The sequence below is a fragment of the Acinetobacter sp. GRABPA_MV_2 genome, assembly GCF_056725885.1.
Genome location: NZ_JBWZNA010000026.1, coordinates 18,889 through 34,829, shown reverse-complemented (window position 1 = coordinate 34,829; position 15,941 = coordinate 18,889). Strand labels below are relative to the sequence as shown.

Below are 15,941 nucleotides of genomic sequence, written 5' to 3'. Positions count from 1 at the left end.
AATACTCAAAATCCAACTTGACTCTATAGTAGCTATAGGGATTTTAATATGCAATAAGTAAAGATATGACTATGGGCACATCAATGAGTGGTTGCGGTTGTAATAAAGAAAATTCTTGTGAAGACACTAAGCAAAATCAAAATGAATCAGAAACAAATTCTGGTAACAGTAAAGATTTAACTGCTGAAGAAAGTAAAAGTTCTTGTTGTGGTAATGAATTACCACAACAATCTAAGCCAGATGAAAAAGATCCTTGTGCTAGTACTCAGCCATGTTCTACGCAGTCAAACTCATGTTGTACCCCAGATTCGATAAGTTCACCTGAGACAGTTAATGATAATGAGGATGTAGCGACTTTCATCAGTGACTATAAAATCCCTAAAATGGATTGTTCCGCAGAGGAACAAATGGTTCGGATGACTTTATCTTCTTTGGTAAATGTTAAGAGGCTAGTTTTTGATTTGCCGAATCGAAACCTAAAAGTTATGCATAATGGTAAAAGTAATGAAATCACTGCAAAACTTGAAGCTCTTGGGTTTGGAGCAAAATTAAATAAAACTGAAGCCTATGTAAATAAAGAGCATGCAAAAGAAATCAGTACGTTTCTGATTCCGAAAATGGATTGCTCTGCTGAGGAGCAAATGGTTCGTATGGCATTGTCTCCAGTAAATGAGATCAAAGGACTAACATTTGATTTACCTAATCGGAAATTGAAAGTTTTTCATAATGATGGTCTTAATGAAATTACTAGCAAACTTGAAGCACTTGGTTTTGGAGCCAAACTTGAAAGTACCGCCACCTCTGTGGGTGAAATGCCTGAAAAAGCAGATACGTCTGAACAAGCAAAAGTTTTAAAAATTCTTTTAGCTATTAATGCTGCACTTTTCGTTATTGAATTTATTAGTGGACTAATTGCTGCATCTACAGGGTTAATCGCAGACTCTCTTGATATGTTTGCAGATGCTGCTGTTTATGGGATTGCACTTTATGCTGTAGGTAAAGCTGCAAAGTATCAAGTTAAAGCCGCGCATTTTGCGGGTTGGATTCAATTATTTCTCGCAATAACTGTAATTGTCGATGTAATTAGACGTTTTGTATTAGGTAGTGAGCCTGAATCTTTATTAATGATTGTAATCGGCTTTTTTGCACTAATTGCGAATGTTGCCTGTCTTTATCTAATCTCTGGACATAAAGATGGTGGAGCACATATGAAAGCAAGTTGGATTTTCTCAGCTAATGATGTGATTGTGAATCTAGGTGTAATTATTGCTGGCTTCCTTGTGGCTTTGACAGGTTCCGCATATCCAGATCTTGTTATAGGAATAATTGTTTCGCTTTTCGTACTTAACGGTGCTCGAAAAATTTTGGCATTGAAATAAGAGTATTAAAAATGAATTTATTCCAAGTTAAACCAAACGACTTTGTCAAAATTGTTGACCTAAAAAAAGGTAACCAATATTTAGATAAAAATGATCCAGTTCTCGAACGACTTGAATTGTTAGGTTTCAGAATTGGTGAAACTTTACAAGTTCTAGCTAAGGGACTTTTCGGTGGTGATCCAGTATTGGTTCAAATTGAAACTTCTCGATTTGCGTTAAGAAAGAATGAAGCTGAACGAATTTTTGTAGAGATTGTTTCAAATGAACAGTAAAAATATTGCACTTATTGGTAACCCAAATTGTGGGAAAACATCTCTCTTTAATACTTTAACAGGTACTCGTCAAAAAGTAGCTAATTATGCTGGTGTTACTGTTGAGCGGAAAGAAGGTTTCTTTAAACTACCTTCTGGTGAATCAGTTCGGGTTTTAGATTTGCCCGGCACATACAGCTTAAAGCCTACGAGTCTAGATGAAGAGGTAACAAGGGCTGTATGCTTAGGTGAGCTTGAGGGTGAGGTCCTACCTGATATATATGTATGTGTGGTTGATGCCACTAATTTACATTTACATTTAAGTCTTGTGCTTGAAATAAGGGCATTGAATCGACCAATGCTTCTTGTTTTAAATATGATGGATGAGGTCAAAAAGCGTGGTATTTCGATAGATATTAATAAGCTATCAGAATTGTTGGGTATCCCTGTTATTGAGGCTGTTGCCGTTAAAACTAAAGGCGTGCAAGAACTACTAAATCAATTAGATCAAAAAAATCTATTTGTCACTCCTTATCATTCTGATCTGAATCATTTTGATCAGATTAAAAATATTACTAAACAGGTAATTTTAAAAAATGATAATGGTGATGCAAGAACAGCTTTCTTGGATAAAATTTTCTTACATCCTGTACTTGGTTTAGTCATCCTAACGCTTACCATGTTTGTCATGTTCCAAGCCGTTTTTATCTGGGCACAACCTTTTATCTCATTAATTGAAAATGCAATTGCTTGGTTAGGTAATACAATTGGCCCGCTTATTACTCATCCATTACTTAGAAGTCTTATTGTTGATGGGGTAATCGCTGGATCGGGTAGTGTTTTGGCTTATATGCCGCAGATCCTTATCTTATTCTTCTTTATTTTAATTCTAGAAGAATCAGGTTATTTGCCACGAGCAGCATTCCTTTTGGATAAATTAATGTCCAAAGCTGGTTTAAGTGGACGTTCCTTTATTCCACTATTGTCTAGTTTTGCCTGTGCTATCCCTGGTGTCATGGCAACACGAAGCATTAGTTCGGAAAGAGATCGCCTAGCAACCATTATGATTGCACCATTAATGACTTGTTCTGCAAGATTACCTGTTTATGCTTTGCTGATTGCGGCATTCATTCCAAACAAATTAGTTTATGGTTGGTTAAGTCTACAAGGTTTAGTTCTTTTTGGACTATATATGGCTGGCATTGTTTCAGCATTATGTGTTTCTTTATTTTTGAAACTAGTTAGAAAAGATAAGACAGAAAGTATTTTTATCTTTGAGTTGCCTACTTACCGATTACCAGATATTCGAAACGTTGCATTAGGACTTTATGATCGAGCTACGATCTTTTTAAAAAGGGTTGGTGGCATTATCGTAGCATTATCTATATTGCTTTGGGTGTTGGTTACGTTCCCTCAACCACCTGAGCATGCCACAATGCCTGCTATCAACTATAGTTTAGCTGGACAACTTGGACACATTATTCAGCCTATATTTGCACCTATCGGCTTTACTTGGGAAATCTGTATTGCATTAATTCCTGCTATGGCTGCAAGGGAAGTTGTCATTGCTGCTTTAGGTGTAATTTATGCTATGTCTGGAGATGAAGATACTGTAACTCAAACATTGTTGAGTCAAATCTCTGGTCCTGATGGCTGGGGGCTAGCTACAGGGATGTCATTATTAGTTTGGTACATTTTCGCACCACATTGTCTTGCAACATTAGCGACCATTCGTCGTGAAACTGGTAGCTGGAAACAGCCTGTTATTATGGCGACTTACTTATTTGGGCTTGCGTATTTCTTTGCCTTCATTACATATCAGCTTATTAGTAGACTTTAATCAAAATAAGAATGTTTCATAAAGAAAAATGGATGCCTTTGCATCCATTTTTCTTTTAAGTATTAAACTGATTATGAGCTTTTTTTCACAGCAATAATAATCTGACTCTCACCCTCTATTTTTAATTCGAAGTCAACCTTCTCCCCTACAGTTAAACCATTTAATAATGCTGGATCTGCAACTTTAAAGCCCATAGTCATTGCAGGCCATTTAATTGCAGGAATTGCTTCATGGTCGAGTGTTAGAATATTTTCTTTCGTATCAATAGCAGTAATCACACCAACAGCTTGAGCTGTTGCAACTGTAGATGACTCTTTACTCATCTGCTCCATCGGTGCTTCCGCTTTCTTTTGCTCTGATGCCTCATTTTTGCTACATGCAGTTAACGCAGCAACAGTTGCAACAAGAGCCACAATTTTCATAAATTTCAACATAATAAAACCTCTTTTGACGAAATAACAAAACGATCAATGTGTTGATAGTTTTCTTTTGATTAAAAGCTGATATGCAGCCGGGATAACAAACATTGACAGTAGAGGAGCTGAAATCATGCCCCCAACCATAGGTAAAGCAATACGGCTCATCAATTCAGAACCTGTCCCAGTCCCTAAAAGTATAGGAATTAAGCCTGCCAAAATGACGGCAACCGTCATGGCTTTAGGACGAACGCGTAGTACAGCTCCTGTTCGGATTGCATCATTGAGTTGTTGCTCTGTTAAGGATGCCGTTGAAGAAGATAGGTTTTGCTGTGCATGTTCAACTGCTTGCTTCAAGTAGAACAACATGACTACACCAAACTCAGCAGCAACACCTGCAAGGGCGATAAAACCAACTGCAATCGCAACTGAAAAGTGAAAACCGCTCAAATACATGGCCCATATACCACCAATTAAAGCAAAAGGTAGCGTTGCCATAATCAGAACTGCATCTTGTACTTGTCTAAAAATCAAATAGAGCAGTAGAAAAATAATCATCAATGTAATTGGAATGACGACTTTTAAGCGAGCATTCGCACGCTCCATGAACTCAAACTGTCCTGAATAGCTAATGCTCATGGCAGAGGAGCGTTTTACTTTTTGGTCAATAGACTGCTTCAACTCTTGCACAACTGAAGCTAAGTCACGTCCTTGTACGTCTACATAAACCCAACCACTTGGACGGGCATTCTCACTTTTTAGCATTGGAGGGCCATCTGTAATTTGAATATTGGCAACACTACTTAATACAATTTGTTGTCCAGATTCAGTTACAATCGGTAAATTTCTCAAAGCTTCCAGTGAATCTCGAATCTCTCGTGGATAACGTACATTAATGGGATATCTTGCTAATCCCTCAACAGTTTCACCAATATTTTCTCCACCAATCGCGGATGATACAATTTTCTGCACATCGTTGATATTGAGACCATATCGTGCAGCCTGCATACGGTTAATATCGACATCAACATATCGACCACCTGTGAGTCGTTCAGCTAAAGCCGAGCTAACACCGGGTACCTGTTTAGCAACTTGTTCAATTTGCTGTGCTACCCGATCAATATCTTGCAGATCATTTGCTGAAATCTTAATCCCGATTGGACTTTTCACCCCAGTTGCCAACATATCAATCCGGTTACGGATAGGTGGTACCCATATATTCGTTAAACCCGGTACTTGGACTGCCTTATCTAGTTCTTTTACTAATTTGTCAGGTGTCATACCTGAGCGCCATTCAGACCGTGGTTTGAACTGAATCGTGGTTTCAAACATTTCTAAAGGCGCAGGATCTGTTGCTGACTCAGCTCTCCCTGCTTTACCAAATACTGTCGCAACTTCTGGAACCGTTTTAATCATTCGATCTGTTTGCTGTAACAGTTCTGAGGCCTTAGCTGCGGACAATCCTGGTAAAGCTGAAGGCATATACAGTAAATCACCTTCATCCATATTCGGCAGAAATTCTCCACCTAATCGCGTTAAAGGAAAAAGACTAATAAGGAAAATTAGCAATGCACCAAATAAAGTGGTCTTTGGATGAGCTAAAACCTGATCCAACATAGGTCGGTATATTTTGATGAGGAAACGGTTCAATGGATTACGCTGTTCTGAGGGTAATTTCCCGCGGATCCAATAACCCATCAAAACAGGAATCAGAGTAATGGATAAACCAGCTGCCGCTGCCATGGCATAGGTTTTGGTAAACGCCAGAGGCGAGAACAAACGTCCTTCTTGCGCCTGTAAAGTAAAAATAGGAATAAAAGATAAGGTAATGATAAGTAAGCAGAAAAATAAAGCAGGACCAACTTCACTGGCGGAACGGGCAATAATATTCCAGCGTGCTTGAGTTTCTAATACTTGATTGGGATGTTCATGCTGCCAAGTCTCTATATGCTTATGTGCATTTTCAACCATCACAACCGCTGCATCAACCATAGCGCCAATAGCAATGGCAATCCCCCCCAGTGACATGATATTGGCATTTAGGCCCTGATAGTACATGACTAAGAAAGCCGACAAAATCCCAAGTGGTAAAGAAACAATAGCTACCATTGCTGATCGTAAATGCCAGAGGAAAAGTCCACAGACTAAAGCCACGACAATAAATTCTTCAATTAATTTATGACTGAGATTCTCGACTGCCCGATCAATCAGTTTACTGCGATCATATACAGGAACAACCTGCACTCCTTTCGGTAAACTTTGTTGCAATTCAGCCAGTTTCGCTTTCACAGCAGTAATCGTTTCACGTGCATTCTTACCAGCCCGTAAAATCACAACACCACCAACAGTTTCACCTTGTCCATTCAGCTCAGTGATACCACGACGCATTTCCGGTCCGAGTTGAATTGTTGCAACATCACCTAAAGAAACAGGAACACCCAAACTATTTGTTCGTAGTGGAATCTGGCGAAAATCATCTAAAGTTTTTAAATAACCAGAAGCTCGTACCATATATTCCGTTTCAGCCATTTCAAGGACTGAACCACCAGTTTCCTGATTAGCCTTTTGAATCGCCTCAATGACATTGTTTTGTGTAACACCTAAAGCCGCCATTTTGCTTGGGTCTAAGACAACTTGATATTGCTTAACCATCCCCCCAATCGTGGCAACTTCAGCCACATTAGGTAATGTCTTTAGTTCATACTTTAAAAACCAGTCTTGTATGCTTCTCAGTTGTGCAAGGTCATGTTGTCCTGTTGGATCAACTAATGCATATTCATAAACCCAGCCAACTCCAGTAGCATCGGGTCCTAACGACGATTTTGCATTCGCAGGCATTTTTCCCTGGATCTGATTTAGATATTCCAATACACGAGAACGGGCCCAATAAAGATCGGTATGCTCATCAAAAATGACATAGACATAAGAATCACCAAAAAAAGAATAACCTCGAACAGTTTTAACACCTGGTACTGATAACATCGTTGTTGTTAAAGGGTACGTCACCTGATTTTCAACAATTTGTGGTGCCTGACCTGGGTAATTAGTTCTGACAATCACTTGTACGTCAGATAAATCTGGCAAAGCATCAACCGGTGTATTCTTTACAGCCCAAGTTCCCCAAGCAGCCAAAACTAAAGCTGCCAACAGGACAAATACACGATTCGCAATTGAAAAACGAATAATACGGGCAATCATAATGGTTCTCCCGTTTAGTTCTTCATAGATGTCATGGACATCTTGGAAATGTCAGAAATAACGTAAGCATCTCCAGTATGTGTAAACCCAAAACGGACCTGATCGCCTTGCTGAATTTGGGTAAATGGTTGAACTGGTTGTTTAAAGCTCATAGTCATAGCACCCCAACCCAACTCAGGAATAGCTTGGTGTGAAATGGTAATATCTTGATTTGTGACTTTTTCAACTTTACCAAGACCTTGATATGTTGACCTCTTAATCGTTTGAGATGATGCAATTGGTTGCCCAGTGTTGAGCTTATCCAATACGCCTTGCAAATTTGCTTCAGAATCAATCAGAAATTGTCCTGAAATCACTACTTTCTGACCAGCTTTCAACCCTTGCAGGACTGCAATTTTATTGCCATCACTTTGACCTAACTGTACAACAACAGGTTCAAAACGTCCTTGCTCATGCCCTACAATGACAACATTCCGAGTACCTGTCCGTATAACAGCTTGCTCTGGTATAACCAAACTGCTTTGGGGATTATTTATTATATTGACAGAAGCAAACATCCCTGGCTTAAGTTGACCACTAGGATTTGGTAATTCAATCCGAACTTTAATAGTTCTTGATGTTGTATCTAAGGTAGGCAAAATGTCGATAACTTTGCCAGCTACTTTTTGAGAAAAAGCAGCAAAATTGGCTTCTACACTCATACCTCGTTTGATTCCAGCAATTTGTTTTTCAGGAACGGCTGCCTCTAGCCAAATCGGGTTGATACCTTTAATTGTGGCCAAGGTTTGCCCCATAGCCAAAGCCATACCATTGCGGACTTCTAGTGAATCAATAAATCCACTAGTTGGAGCTTGCAAAGTTATATTAGATTGCACTCGACGAGTTCGCTCAACTTGATGAATCACATTTTGTGGTATTCCTAAAAGCTGTAAACGTTGACGGCTTGCTTGAATAAGGGAACGATCTCCCGTACGGAGCACAGCTAAAAATTCAGTTTGCTCTCCAGTCCATTCCGGTATTGAAATATCAGCTATAGGGCTTCCTTGCGTCACCATATCTCCAACAGCATGCCCGTACACTCGCTGGACAAAGCCACTTGCTCTAGTTTGTAAAATAGCTGTTTGCCGTTCATTTGCTTGTAATATGCCATTAGTAAAAATGGCATTTCCAATTACAGCCTGTTCAACTGTGCCGTAACGGATGGCTAAATTTTGTTGAAGAGTTGGATCTATTTTGACTGTAGGACGACTTTCATCCGTCATCGTAGTATTTTCGTCTGCATATTTAGGTACCAGTTGCATGTCCATAAATGGAGACTTGCCTGGCTTATCAAAATGCTGTTCTGGTTTCATTGGATCGTACCAATAAAGCACTTTAGCATCCTGCTTCTGGCTTACCGATGCCGATTGAGAACCCTCTTCCTGATGAGCAAACCAATATCCGGCACCGCCACCTACGACAAGACTAATTGTGGCAACTCCCATGACAGTCATTGCCAATTTATTTCTTAACATTATGGCTGCTCCTCAGCATGGTTTAAGGTCGGCTCTTCAAAGGCAAAATAAAGTTGTGCTGTTGTAATTGCTTGTTGTTGTTGAAGATCAATAAGTCGCAGCTGTTGTTCTAAAAGAGCTTGCCGGGCGGTAATGACATTGGACAAATTGCTTTTGCCTGCTTGGTAACTTGCTAACTGTAAACCCACTTTTTGTTTAGCGAGTGGAATACTTGTTTGCATCGCACGTCTAATTTGCTGATCAAGTGCATCAAGATCGGATAACCCATCATCTAGCATAGTGAGATGGTCACGGTATTGGACTTCTTGATCGGCGGTAATCCTGTTTTGTTCGGCTAAAGCTGCCTGAATGAGTGGACTACTACGTCTTTTTGAAAAGACAGGAAGCTCTGTTGTTAGTTGCACCCCGATCATATCGCCAAATTCGGGTGCTCGATGCTGATAAGCAAGTTCAATACCCCAATCTGGTTTCTGTAAAGCCTGAGCTTGCTTCAGTTTTGCTTCAGCAGTTAGCTTTTCAGCCTGAAAAGCTTTTAATTCAGGATGCTGATGCAAGTGATGATACAGCTTTGATGTATCAAGATGGATGGATGGAGCTTGGTCAGGTAAGGTTTCAATTTGAGAGGGATTTCCAGTTTGCTCTACACTTACCAACCGATGTAATTCTAGTTTGGCTTTATTTAAATCACGAAGTAAATCATCCTTCCGGTCAAGTAATACAGTGGCTTCTTGTTTTGGATCAAGTGCATCAGCAACAATTGTCCGACCGGATGTGACCTGTGTCTGTGTGATTTGAGAAAGTAATCGATTTTCTGAAAACAGTTCATCATATAGCGCCAATTTACGCTCAAGATAAAAGCGTTTAAGCCAAGCAGATGCGACTTTCTGACGTAACTCAATACGTAGAATCTCAGTTTGAGCAGTAGCTGAACCCAATTCAGCTTTTGCTAACTCGACCTCGGCTTGTCTTTTGGCGCGGTTTGGAAAATCTTGCATAACACCAATTTTCTGCATGGTCATGCCATCTTGTGTGACTGACCATGACGCATCACCAGATATAGGATAATTCTCCAAACCGAAAAATAATTTAGGGTTGGGTAAAATGCCAGAAGCTGAAACTACATTCTCAGCCCCTTCAATTCGAGCACTATTTGCTCTTAGGGTAGGTGCATATTGCTCAGCAAGCTTCATAGCTGTATTCAAAGTTAATGGCTCAGCATAAGCCTGACCATAGACCAGACAGAAACAGATAGTAGCTATTGGCCATCTCTTACGATGAGATTGCTTTTCTTTATAAATATTCATATTTTTTGCTCTAAAATGTTTACGCGCACGCGCAGAACATTCATAGAAAATTCTATGAATGATAGAGGACTATCAAATTAGTTAGAGCGTGGAGGCTTCCATAAACCCGAAGGGTATGGAGAAGGAAGATTTTGATCTAAAGAGTAAAAAGCTGAGCGCTCTATAGGAAAGGAAACCATTGAGTGCAAAATACCCTGAACGTCATTAGCATATACAAGCTTGGTAAAAGACATAATGCAATCTTGTTCAGACAGACAGGATGGATCATGCAGAGTTTTTTTGGACTTTGCTTCTCCTTTCATACAATCAGTATGCATCATATTCTGATTTTTCGACTCTTCCATTTGCATGGATTGCATCTGTTCAGATGGCATTAAACATCGTTTATGTACAGACGAGGCAACAGCAGCCGATCCTACTAACAGGATAGCAAACGATAAAAACAGCGATAGGCATGTTTTTAACCACTGCATAGACATAGACCAAATTTTAAGCTTTTTTAGTTTTACAGAATTGAATCGTAATAGCAACAATTTCATGAATAGTAGCCGAAACTACTATTCATGATTTCAAGTTATAGTATTTTAAAATACCAATTCGATGCCTGCACCATATTTCCATCCTTTTTCGGACTCAGTTGCTTCTTGCACGTTAGTTGCTTTTTGTCCTTTTTCATATTGGTAAGCAACATCCACAAAAGGTCTGACTCTTTTAGTGACTTCATATCGGGTTTTAATACCGGTTTTTAGTTCAGACAAACCTGATTTTGCAGCATAGTTAGAATCATCGCTAAATACAGCATCTACTTCAAGATAAGGTTGTGTGATCAATTTCTGGGTTAACAGGAAATCACGCTCGACTTCAAAGCTTGCCCCCCAAAAATTATTCTCACCACCGTACAAATAAGCTTGGGTTTCAAAGAAATATGGAGCTAATCCCAACACGCCAACAACACCATCAACCCGATCGCTGTTGCTGTTATTTTTATCTTCACTGTATCTCACCCCAGCCTGTACATCCCAAAAGGGTGCTACATTACGGCTATAAAGCGCAGATACATCATATTTTGGATCATGACTTTCTGCTTTATCCAAATTTGCTTCAATAAATAGGCGATTTTCATCTGTACCTATCAATGTTTCAATTTTCGATCCTAAAGCACCTTTGCCATCTTCATCCACAGTCCACTCATTCTCAAACTTAGTCATTTGGAAAACTTGTCCACCATGTTCTTTCAGATGTTTATCATGATTTCGGTTATTAGAAGTTTCGGCTTCCAGGCCTATACCATTATCTCCATCATTACCAGAAGTTGAATTTTGGTAAGTATTACGATCAACATAACCTAATCCACCAGGCTCTTTTAACAGCATTTTCATACTCTCGGACTGAGAGGATTTAGTACTACTATCCATGCTTTGAACAGCAGTATCATTTGCAAAAGCTACACCTGATAATCCAATTAAAGCTATAGATAAAAATGTCTTAGAATATATTTTTTTAGTGGTGCGCATGTTGATTTACCCCCTTATCATTAGTATTAGGTTGAGCAACAACATCTTTCGAATCAGTACTATTACTATCGACATTTGCCACAATAAGTTTATTCATCATTCCAGCAGACATGTGATAGAGCAAATGGCAATGGATAGCCCATTCACCTAACTCATCAGCCGTTAATAAAGTTGTAACTGTTTTACCTGGTGGAACAATTACTGTATGTTTATTCGGCATATTGCTAGGATCTTGGCCATTTTCCAGTTGCATAAACATGCCATGTAAATGCATTGGATGAGCCATCATACTATCGTTAACAAATTTCAAGCGTATACGCTCACCATATTTCACTTTAAATGGTTCAGTTTCATTAAACTTCTTACCATTAATTGTCCAAATATAGCGCTCCATATTTCCACCTAAACGAATTTCAATTTCACGTTCTGGAGCACGGGTATCTTTTTGGGGGGTTAAAGATTGTAAATCACTATATTGAAGTGCTTTTAGACCAGCTGGTGTTGATGCATTCGCCCATCCGTAAACCACTTGATCAGATCCAGAAGAGCTTACTGTTTTTGAAGGCATATCATGGTCCATACCTTTCATTGAAGACATATCATGGTCCATTCCTTTCATTGAAGACATATCATGATCCATACCTTTCATTGAAGACATATCATGATCCATACCTTTCATTGAAGACATATCATGGTCCATTCCTTTCATTGAAGACATATCATGATCCATTCCTTTCATTGAAGACATATCATGATCCATACCTTTCATTGAAGACATATCATGGTCCATTCCCATATCTTCCATCGTCAGTAAAGCACGGGGACGAGGTGTCGGCATCGTAGTACTTTTTACAAGTGAAGTATTTTCATCATGTAATGTACCAATAGAAAAACCACTTCGATCAATAGATTCAGCTTCAATCTGATAATTTGCTTGTTTCGGTTCTACAATAACATCATAAGTCTCAGCTGTTCCTATCCGGAATTCATCCACTGGCACGGGTTTTACTGGTTGTCCATCTGCGCTGACTACTGTCATTTTCAGATTAGGAATTCTTACATCGAACAAAGACATTGCCGAGGCATTAATAAACCGAAGACGTACTTTTTCTCCAGCTTTAAAATTTCCAGTCCAATTTTGTTCTGGAGTCTTACCATTCATCAAGAACGTATACTTTGTTACATCAGACATATCTGTCTTAAGCATTCGCATCTGATTCCACATAGAGCGATCTTGCCATGTTGCTTTTAAGCCATCTTTTTTAATCTGTTTAAAAACATCAAAAACCGTTTCTCTTCTATTTTGGTAATAATCAGCCTCTTTTTTGAGATTACTCATAATTTGACCACTAGTCGAATTATGAAAGTCAGATAGTAGGACTACGTAATCTCTATCAGCCTTTTCTCCAGCTGATAAAGGTACTTTATTTTTTGGATAAATCACGAGGGGGCCATATAGGCCATCCTGTTCTTGTCCTTTGCTGTGTGAGTGATACCAATAAGTACCATTTTGACGGACTTTAAATTTGTATTCATAAGTTTTATTTGGTGCAATACCATCAAACTGATTAAATCCAGGAACACCATCCATGATGCCAGGTAAGATTAAACCATGCCAATGAATAGATGAATCTTGGTTCTTTAACTTGTTATGTACACGAATAACAGCATCATCACCTTCCTCAAACTCAAGAAGAGGTGCAACAAACTTACCATTTACCGTAATTCGCTTTAAAGGCTTACCTGTTATATTCACCGTCTGTTCAGCAATAGTTAAATCATATTCTTTAACCGCTGCCATAACCCAAGTCGACGAAAATAAACCGATTCCTATTAAAAAGACATGACTTAATTTTTTAGACATTTACTTCACCTATCGAATATCAAGATAAGGGATAAAACATGTTTAACTGCTTTACCCCCAATCTCTCATTTATCGTATTCTTTATTTATTTGATGTATTTGACATGTTCATTTTAGAGTGATCCATGTTCATCATATTTGAGTGATCCATATTTCCCATTTTAGAAGGGGCCATATTCATCATCTTAGAATGATCCATTTGGGACATATCGGACATTTTACTGTGGTCGTGCTGGCTATGGTCCTGTTGAGTTGTTTTATCATTCTTCATATCACAGGGTTTTTGACACTTACCTTGTTCTTTGATATCTGCTTGAACAGTAGTACTTACTGTATTGGTCTGTTTAGCCTCTGCAGCCCAAGACTGAGTTCCAGCGAACAAAGATCCAACACATAAAAAAGTAGTTAAACCACGACGAAATAAAGTTTTCATTTTTTGCTCCAAAATTAGCTTATATGAATACATTAAAGGCAGGCACTAAACATCTATATGACATGAAAATGACATTTTTGTAATCTATACCTAATCAGAGAATTAAAAAGTTATTATGATCCTAATTAATTCTATCGGGTTTTTTATAAATGAGAATCTTATTAGTTGAAGATGAACAAAAAACTGGTGATTACCTTAAACAGGGCCTTTCTGAAGCTGGCTATATTACTGACTGGGTTACAGATGGATTAACAGGAAAACATCATGCTCTTTCTGAAGATTATGACCTTATCATTCTAGATGTAATGTTACCTAAGTTGGACGGCTGGAATATAATTAATGATATTCGAAAAAGCGGTAAAAGCATGCCTATTCTTTTTCTTTCAGCCCGAGATCAAATTGATGATCGAGTGAAAGGGTTAGAATTAGGGGCTGATGATTATCTTGTCAAGCCTTTTGCTTTTGCAGAGCTACTGGCTCGAATTAAGAGCTTACTCCGTCGGGGACAACAAAAAGAAGATAGCAACTTAATCACTATTGCAGACCTTGAACTTGATTTACGTAAACGTCGTGTTACTCGTGCAGGGCAACGTATTGACCTAACAGCCAAAGAGTTTGCATTGATGGAATTATTTATGCGTAGACGTGGAGAAATTCTACCTCGTGCTTTAATTGCTTCTCAAATATGGGATATGAATTTTGATAGTGATACCAATGTAGTCGAAGTCGCCATTAAACGTTTAAGAAATAAAATAGATAACAACTTCACCCCTAAGTTAATTCAAAACATCCGGGGGATGGGATATGTCTTAGAGGTAGAAGATGACTCATAAATTGTTTAATGCAATTAGCATCCGTATTGCAATTATCTTTTCTCTATCAACTGTCATCATTTTATTGATTATGGGGCTGGTCATTCATCAACTTGTTATGCATCATTTTGAAACTCAGGACCGGACCCAGTTAGAAGGAAAAATTCAGCTTTTAGAAAATTTACTTGAACAGAACCCTACAAATACCCATGAATTAAATACATATTTAAAAGATGCTTTAGTAGGTCATCATGATCTGATTGTTCAAATAGAACGTCCAACAGGCCAAATTATTTTTAGTTCTGCACCAGCAGTCATAAAGACGCAAACGTTAGTCAAATCTAAACATGCTCCTTGGATAGAATGGGAAATTCAAAAAAAAATCTATCGGGGCTTAGTTTATAAAAAGTCCTTTAATAATATTAGTATTCCATCAGCTCAAATTATTGTGGGGATCGATACATCTGAACATCAGCACTTTTTAAATGATTTTAGACGACAGTTATTATACATCGGTGTTGTAGGTACAATTTGTTTAATGTTTTTAGGTTGGTTTGCCGCTTGGAGAGGATTACGGCCAGTTCAAAAAATGGCAAAAGTTGCAGAAGGTATCTCGGCTCAGCATCTTTCTGAGCGATTAGAAGTAGACAGTACTCCAACTGAACTGAAATCATTAGCCATCGCATTCAACGATATGTTAGACCGGCTAGAAACAGCGGTAGGGAAACTCTCGGATTTTTCATCTGATCTAGCTCATGAGATCAGAACACCTATTAATAATTTGATGACGCAAACCCAGGTTTGTTTATCACGTAGTCGAGATATTAGTACCTATCAAGAAATTCTATTTTCCAATTTGGAAGAGTTTGAACGTTTAGCTCGAATGGTATCCGATATGCTCTTTCTCGCAAAAGCAGAACATGGCCTACATAAAGCGAATTTACAGCAAGTGAATTTAGTCAAAGAAGTCTCAGCATTATTTGATTTTTATGATGCAATTGCTGCTGAAAAAGGAATGTCACTCAAGCAAACTGGCCAAGGTTACGTTGAGGGCGATCCTTCAATGTTACGTCGTGCACTTAGTAATTTACTATCAAACTCTATTAGGTATGGCAAACCAAATTCGGTAATCAAAATTCAGTTTCAAAAAAATATAGATACCACTATATTCACAATTGAGAATGAAAGTTCACCCTTAACATCTGAGCAGTTGAGCCGATTATTTGATCGTTTTTATCGTACAGATGCATCAAGACAACGAGTTGAGGAAGGCACCGGACTAGGTTTAGCCATTACAAAGTCAATTCTTGATGTCCATGGCGCAACAATTCAAGCAGACTATAATAACGGACGTATAATTTTTAAAATTATTTTTAAAAATTAATTATTTATCCTAATAAAAACCTGACTACTTATT

13 protein-coding genes are annotated in these 15,941 nt (G+C 38.4%); 5 read left to right on the top strand and 8 right to left on the bottom strand.

Annotated features, from left to right (window positions below; translation table 11 throughout):
- Window positions 1-71: 71 nt before the first annotated feature.
- From ACXM0J_RS17165 to feoB, 3 genes are read left to right on the top strand one after another with little or no spacing between them, the layout of a single operon-like run.
- Complete coding sequence (locus ACXM0J_RS17165) at window positions 72-1,379, top strand: cation efflux transmembrane domain-containing protein (protein ID WP_024436903.1); 1,308 nt, start codon at window positions 72-74, stop codon at window positions 1,377-1,379.
- Window positions 1,380-1,390: 11 nt separating this feature from the next.
- Entirely contained in the window at window positions 1,391-1,651 is a 261-nt protein-coding gene (locus tag ACXM0J_RS17160; protein ID WP_001048216.1) for a FeoA family protein, read from the top strand.
- On the top strand, window positions 1,641-3,470 hold the full coding sequence (gene feoB / locus ACXM0J_RS17155) for a ferrous iron transporter B (protein ID WP_001086233.1): 1,830 nt from the start codon (window positions 1,641-1,643) through the stop codon (window positions 3,468-3,470). The genes ACXM0J_RS17160 and feoB overlap by 11 nt, the downstream gene beginning before the upstream one ends.
- 71 nt (window positions 3,471-3,541) lie before the next feature.
- Here feoB and ACXM0J_RS17150 read toward each other — a convergent pair whose 3' ends face one another.
- The 8 genes from ACXM0J_RS17150 to ACXM0J_RS17115 all read right to left on the bottom strand — a co-directional run bounded on the left by ACXM0J_RS17150 (window position 3,542) and on the right by ACXM0J_RS17115 (window position 13,712).
- Window positions 3,542-3,904: a copper-binding protein gene (locus ACXM0J_RS17150; RefSeq protein ID WP_004738155.1), complete on the bottom strand. Its 363-nt coding sequence runs from the start codon at window positions 3,902-3,904 to the stop codon at window positions 3,542-3,544.
- 33 nt (window positions 3,905-3,937) lie between these two features.
- Window positions 3,938-7,084 carry an efflux RND transporter permease subunit gene (locus ACXM0J_RS17145; protein WP_005079039.1) on the bottom strand — a complete coding sequence of 1,049 codons (3,147 nt, stop codon included), beginning with the start codon at window positions 7,082-7,084 and terminating at the stop codon, window positions 3,938-3,940.
- A gap of 14 nt (window positions 7,085-7,098) precedes the next feature.
- On the bottom strand, window positions 7,099-8,598 hold the full coding sequence (locus ACXM0J_RS17140) for an efflux RND transporter periplasmic adaptor subunit (protein ID WP_032007074.1): 1,500 nt from the start codon (window positions 8,596-8,598) through the stop codon (window positions 7,099-7,101).
- On the bottom strand, window positions 8,598-9,902 hold the full coding sequence (locus ACXM0J_RS17135; RefSeq protein WP_005079043.1) for a TolC family protein: 1,305 nt from the start codon (window positions 9,900-9,902) through the stop codon (window positions 8,598-8,600). The genes ACXM0J_RS17140 and ACXM0J_RS17135 overlap by 1 nt, the downstream gene beginning before the upstream one ends.
- Before the next feature lie 77 nt (window positions 9,903-9,979).
- A complete protein-coding gene (locus ACXM0J_RS17130; RefSeq protein ID WP_000771473.1) occupies window positions 9,980-10,441 on the bottom strand; it encodes a hypothetical protein in 462 nt (153 codons plus the stop codon).
- A 45-nt stretch (window positions 10,442-10,486) separates the two neighbouring features.
- Window positions 10,487-11,416, bottom strand: coding sequence for a copper resistance protein B (locus ACXM0J_RS17125; protein WP_005079045.1), 930 nt, complete (start codon window positions 11,414-11,416; stop codon window positions 10,487-10,489).
- The gene (locus tag ACXM0J_RS17120) at window positions 11,403-13,280 is read right to left on the bottom strand and encodes a copper resistance system multicopper oxidase (RefSeq protein WP_032048914.1); all 1,878 of its coding nucleotides are present in this window, start codon (window positions 13,278-13,280) and stop codon (window positions 11,403-11,405) included. The genes ACXM0J_RS17125 and ACXM0J_RS17120 overlap by 14 nt, the downstream gene beginning before the upstream one ends.
- 81 nt (window positions 13,281-13,361) lie before the next feature.
- The gene (locus ACXM0J_RS17115; RefSeq protein WP_032007071.1) at window positions 13,362-13,712 is read right to left on the bottom strand and encodes a hypothetical protein; all 351 of its coding nucleotides are present in this window, start codon (window positions 13,710-13,712) and stop codon (window positions 13,362-13,364) included.
- A gap of 149 nt (window positions 13,713-13,861) precedes the next feature.
- Between ACXM0J_RS17115 and ACXM0J_RS17110 the strand changes: the two genes are divergently transcribed.
- Both ACXM0J_RS17110 and ACXM0J_RS17105 read left to right on the top strand, forming a co-directional pair.
- Window positions 13,862-14,545, top strand: a complete 684-nt coding sequence (locus tag ACXM0J_RS17110; protein ID WP_032007070.1) for a heavy metal response regulator transcription factor — start codon at window positions 13,862-13,864, stop codon at window positions 14,543-14,545.
- Complete coding sequence (locus ACXM0J_RS17105; RefSeq protein ID WP_004637554.1) at window positions 14,535-15,908, top strand: heavy metal sensor histidine kinase; 1,374 nt, start codon at window positions 14,535-14,537, stop codon at window positions 15,906-15,908. Before ACXM0J_RS17110 ends, ACXM0J_RS17105 begins: the two co-directional genes overlap by 11 nt.
- Window positions 15,909-15,941 lie beyond the last annotated feature (33 nt).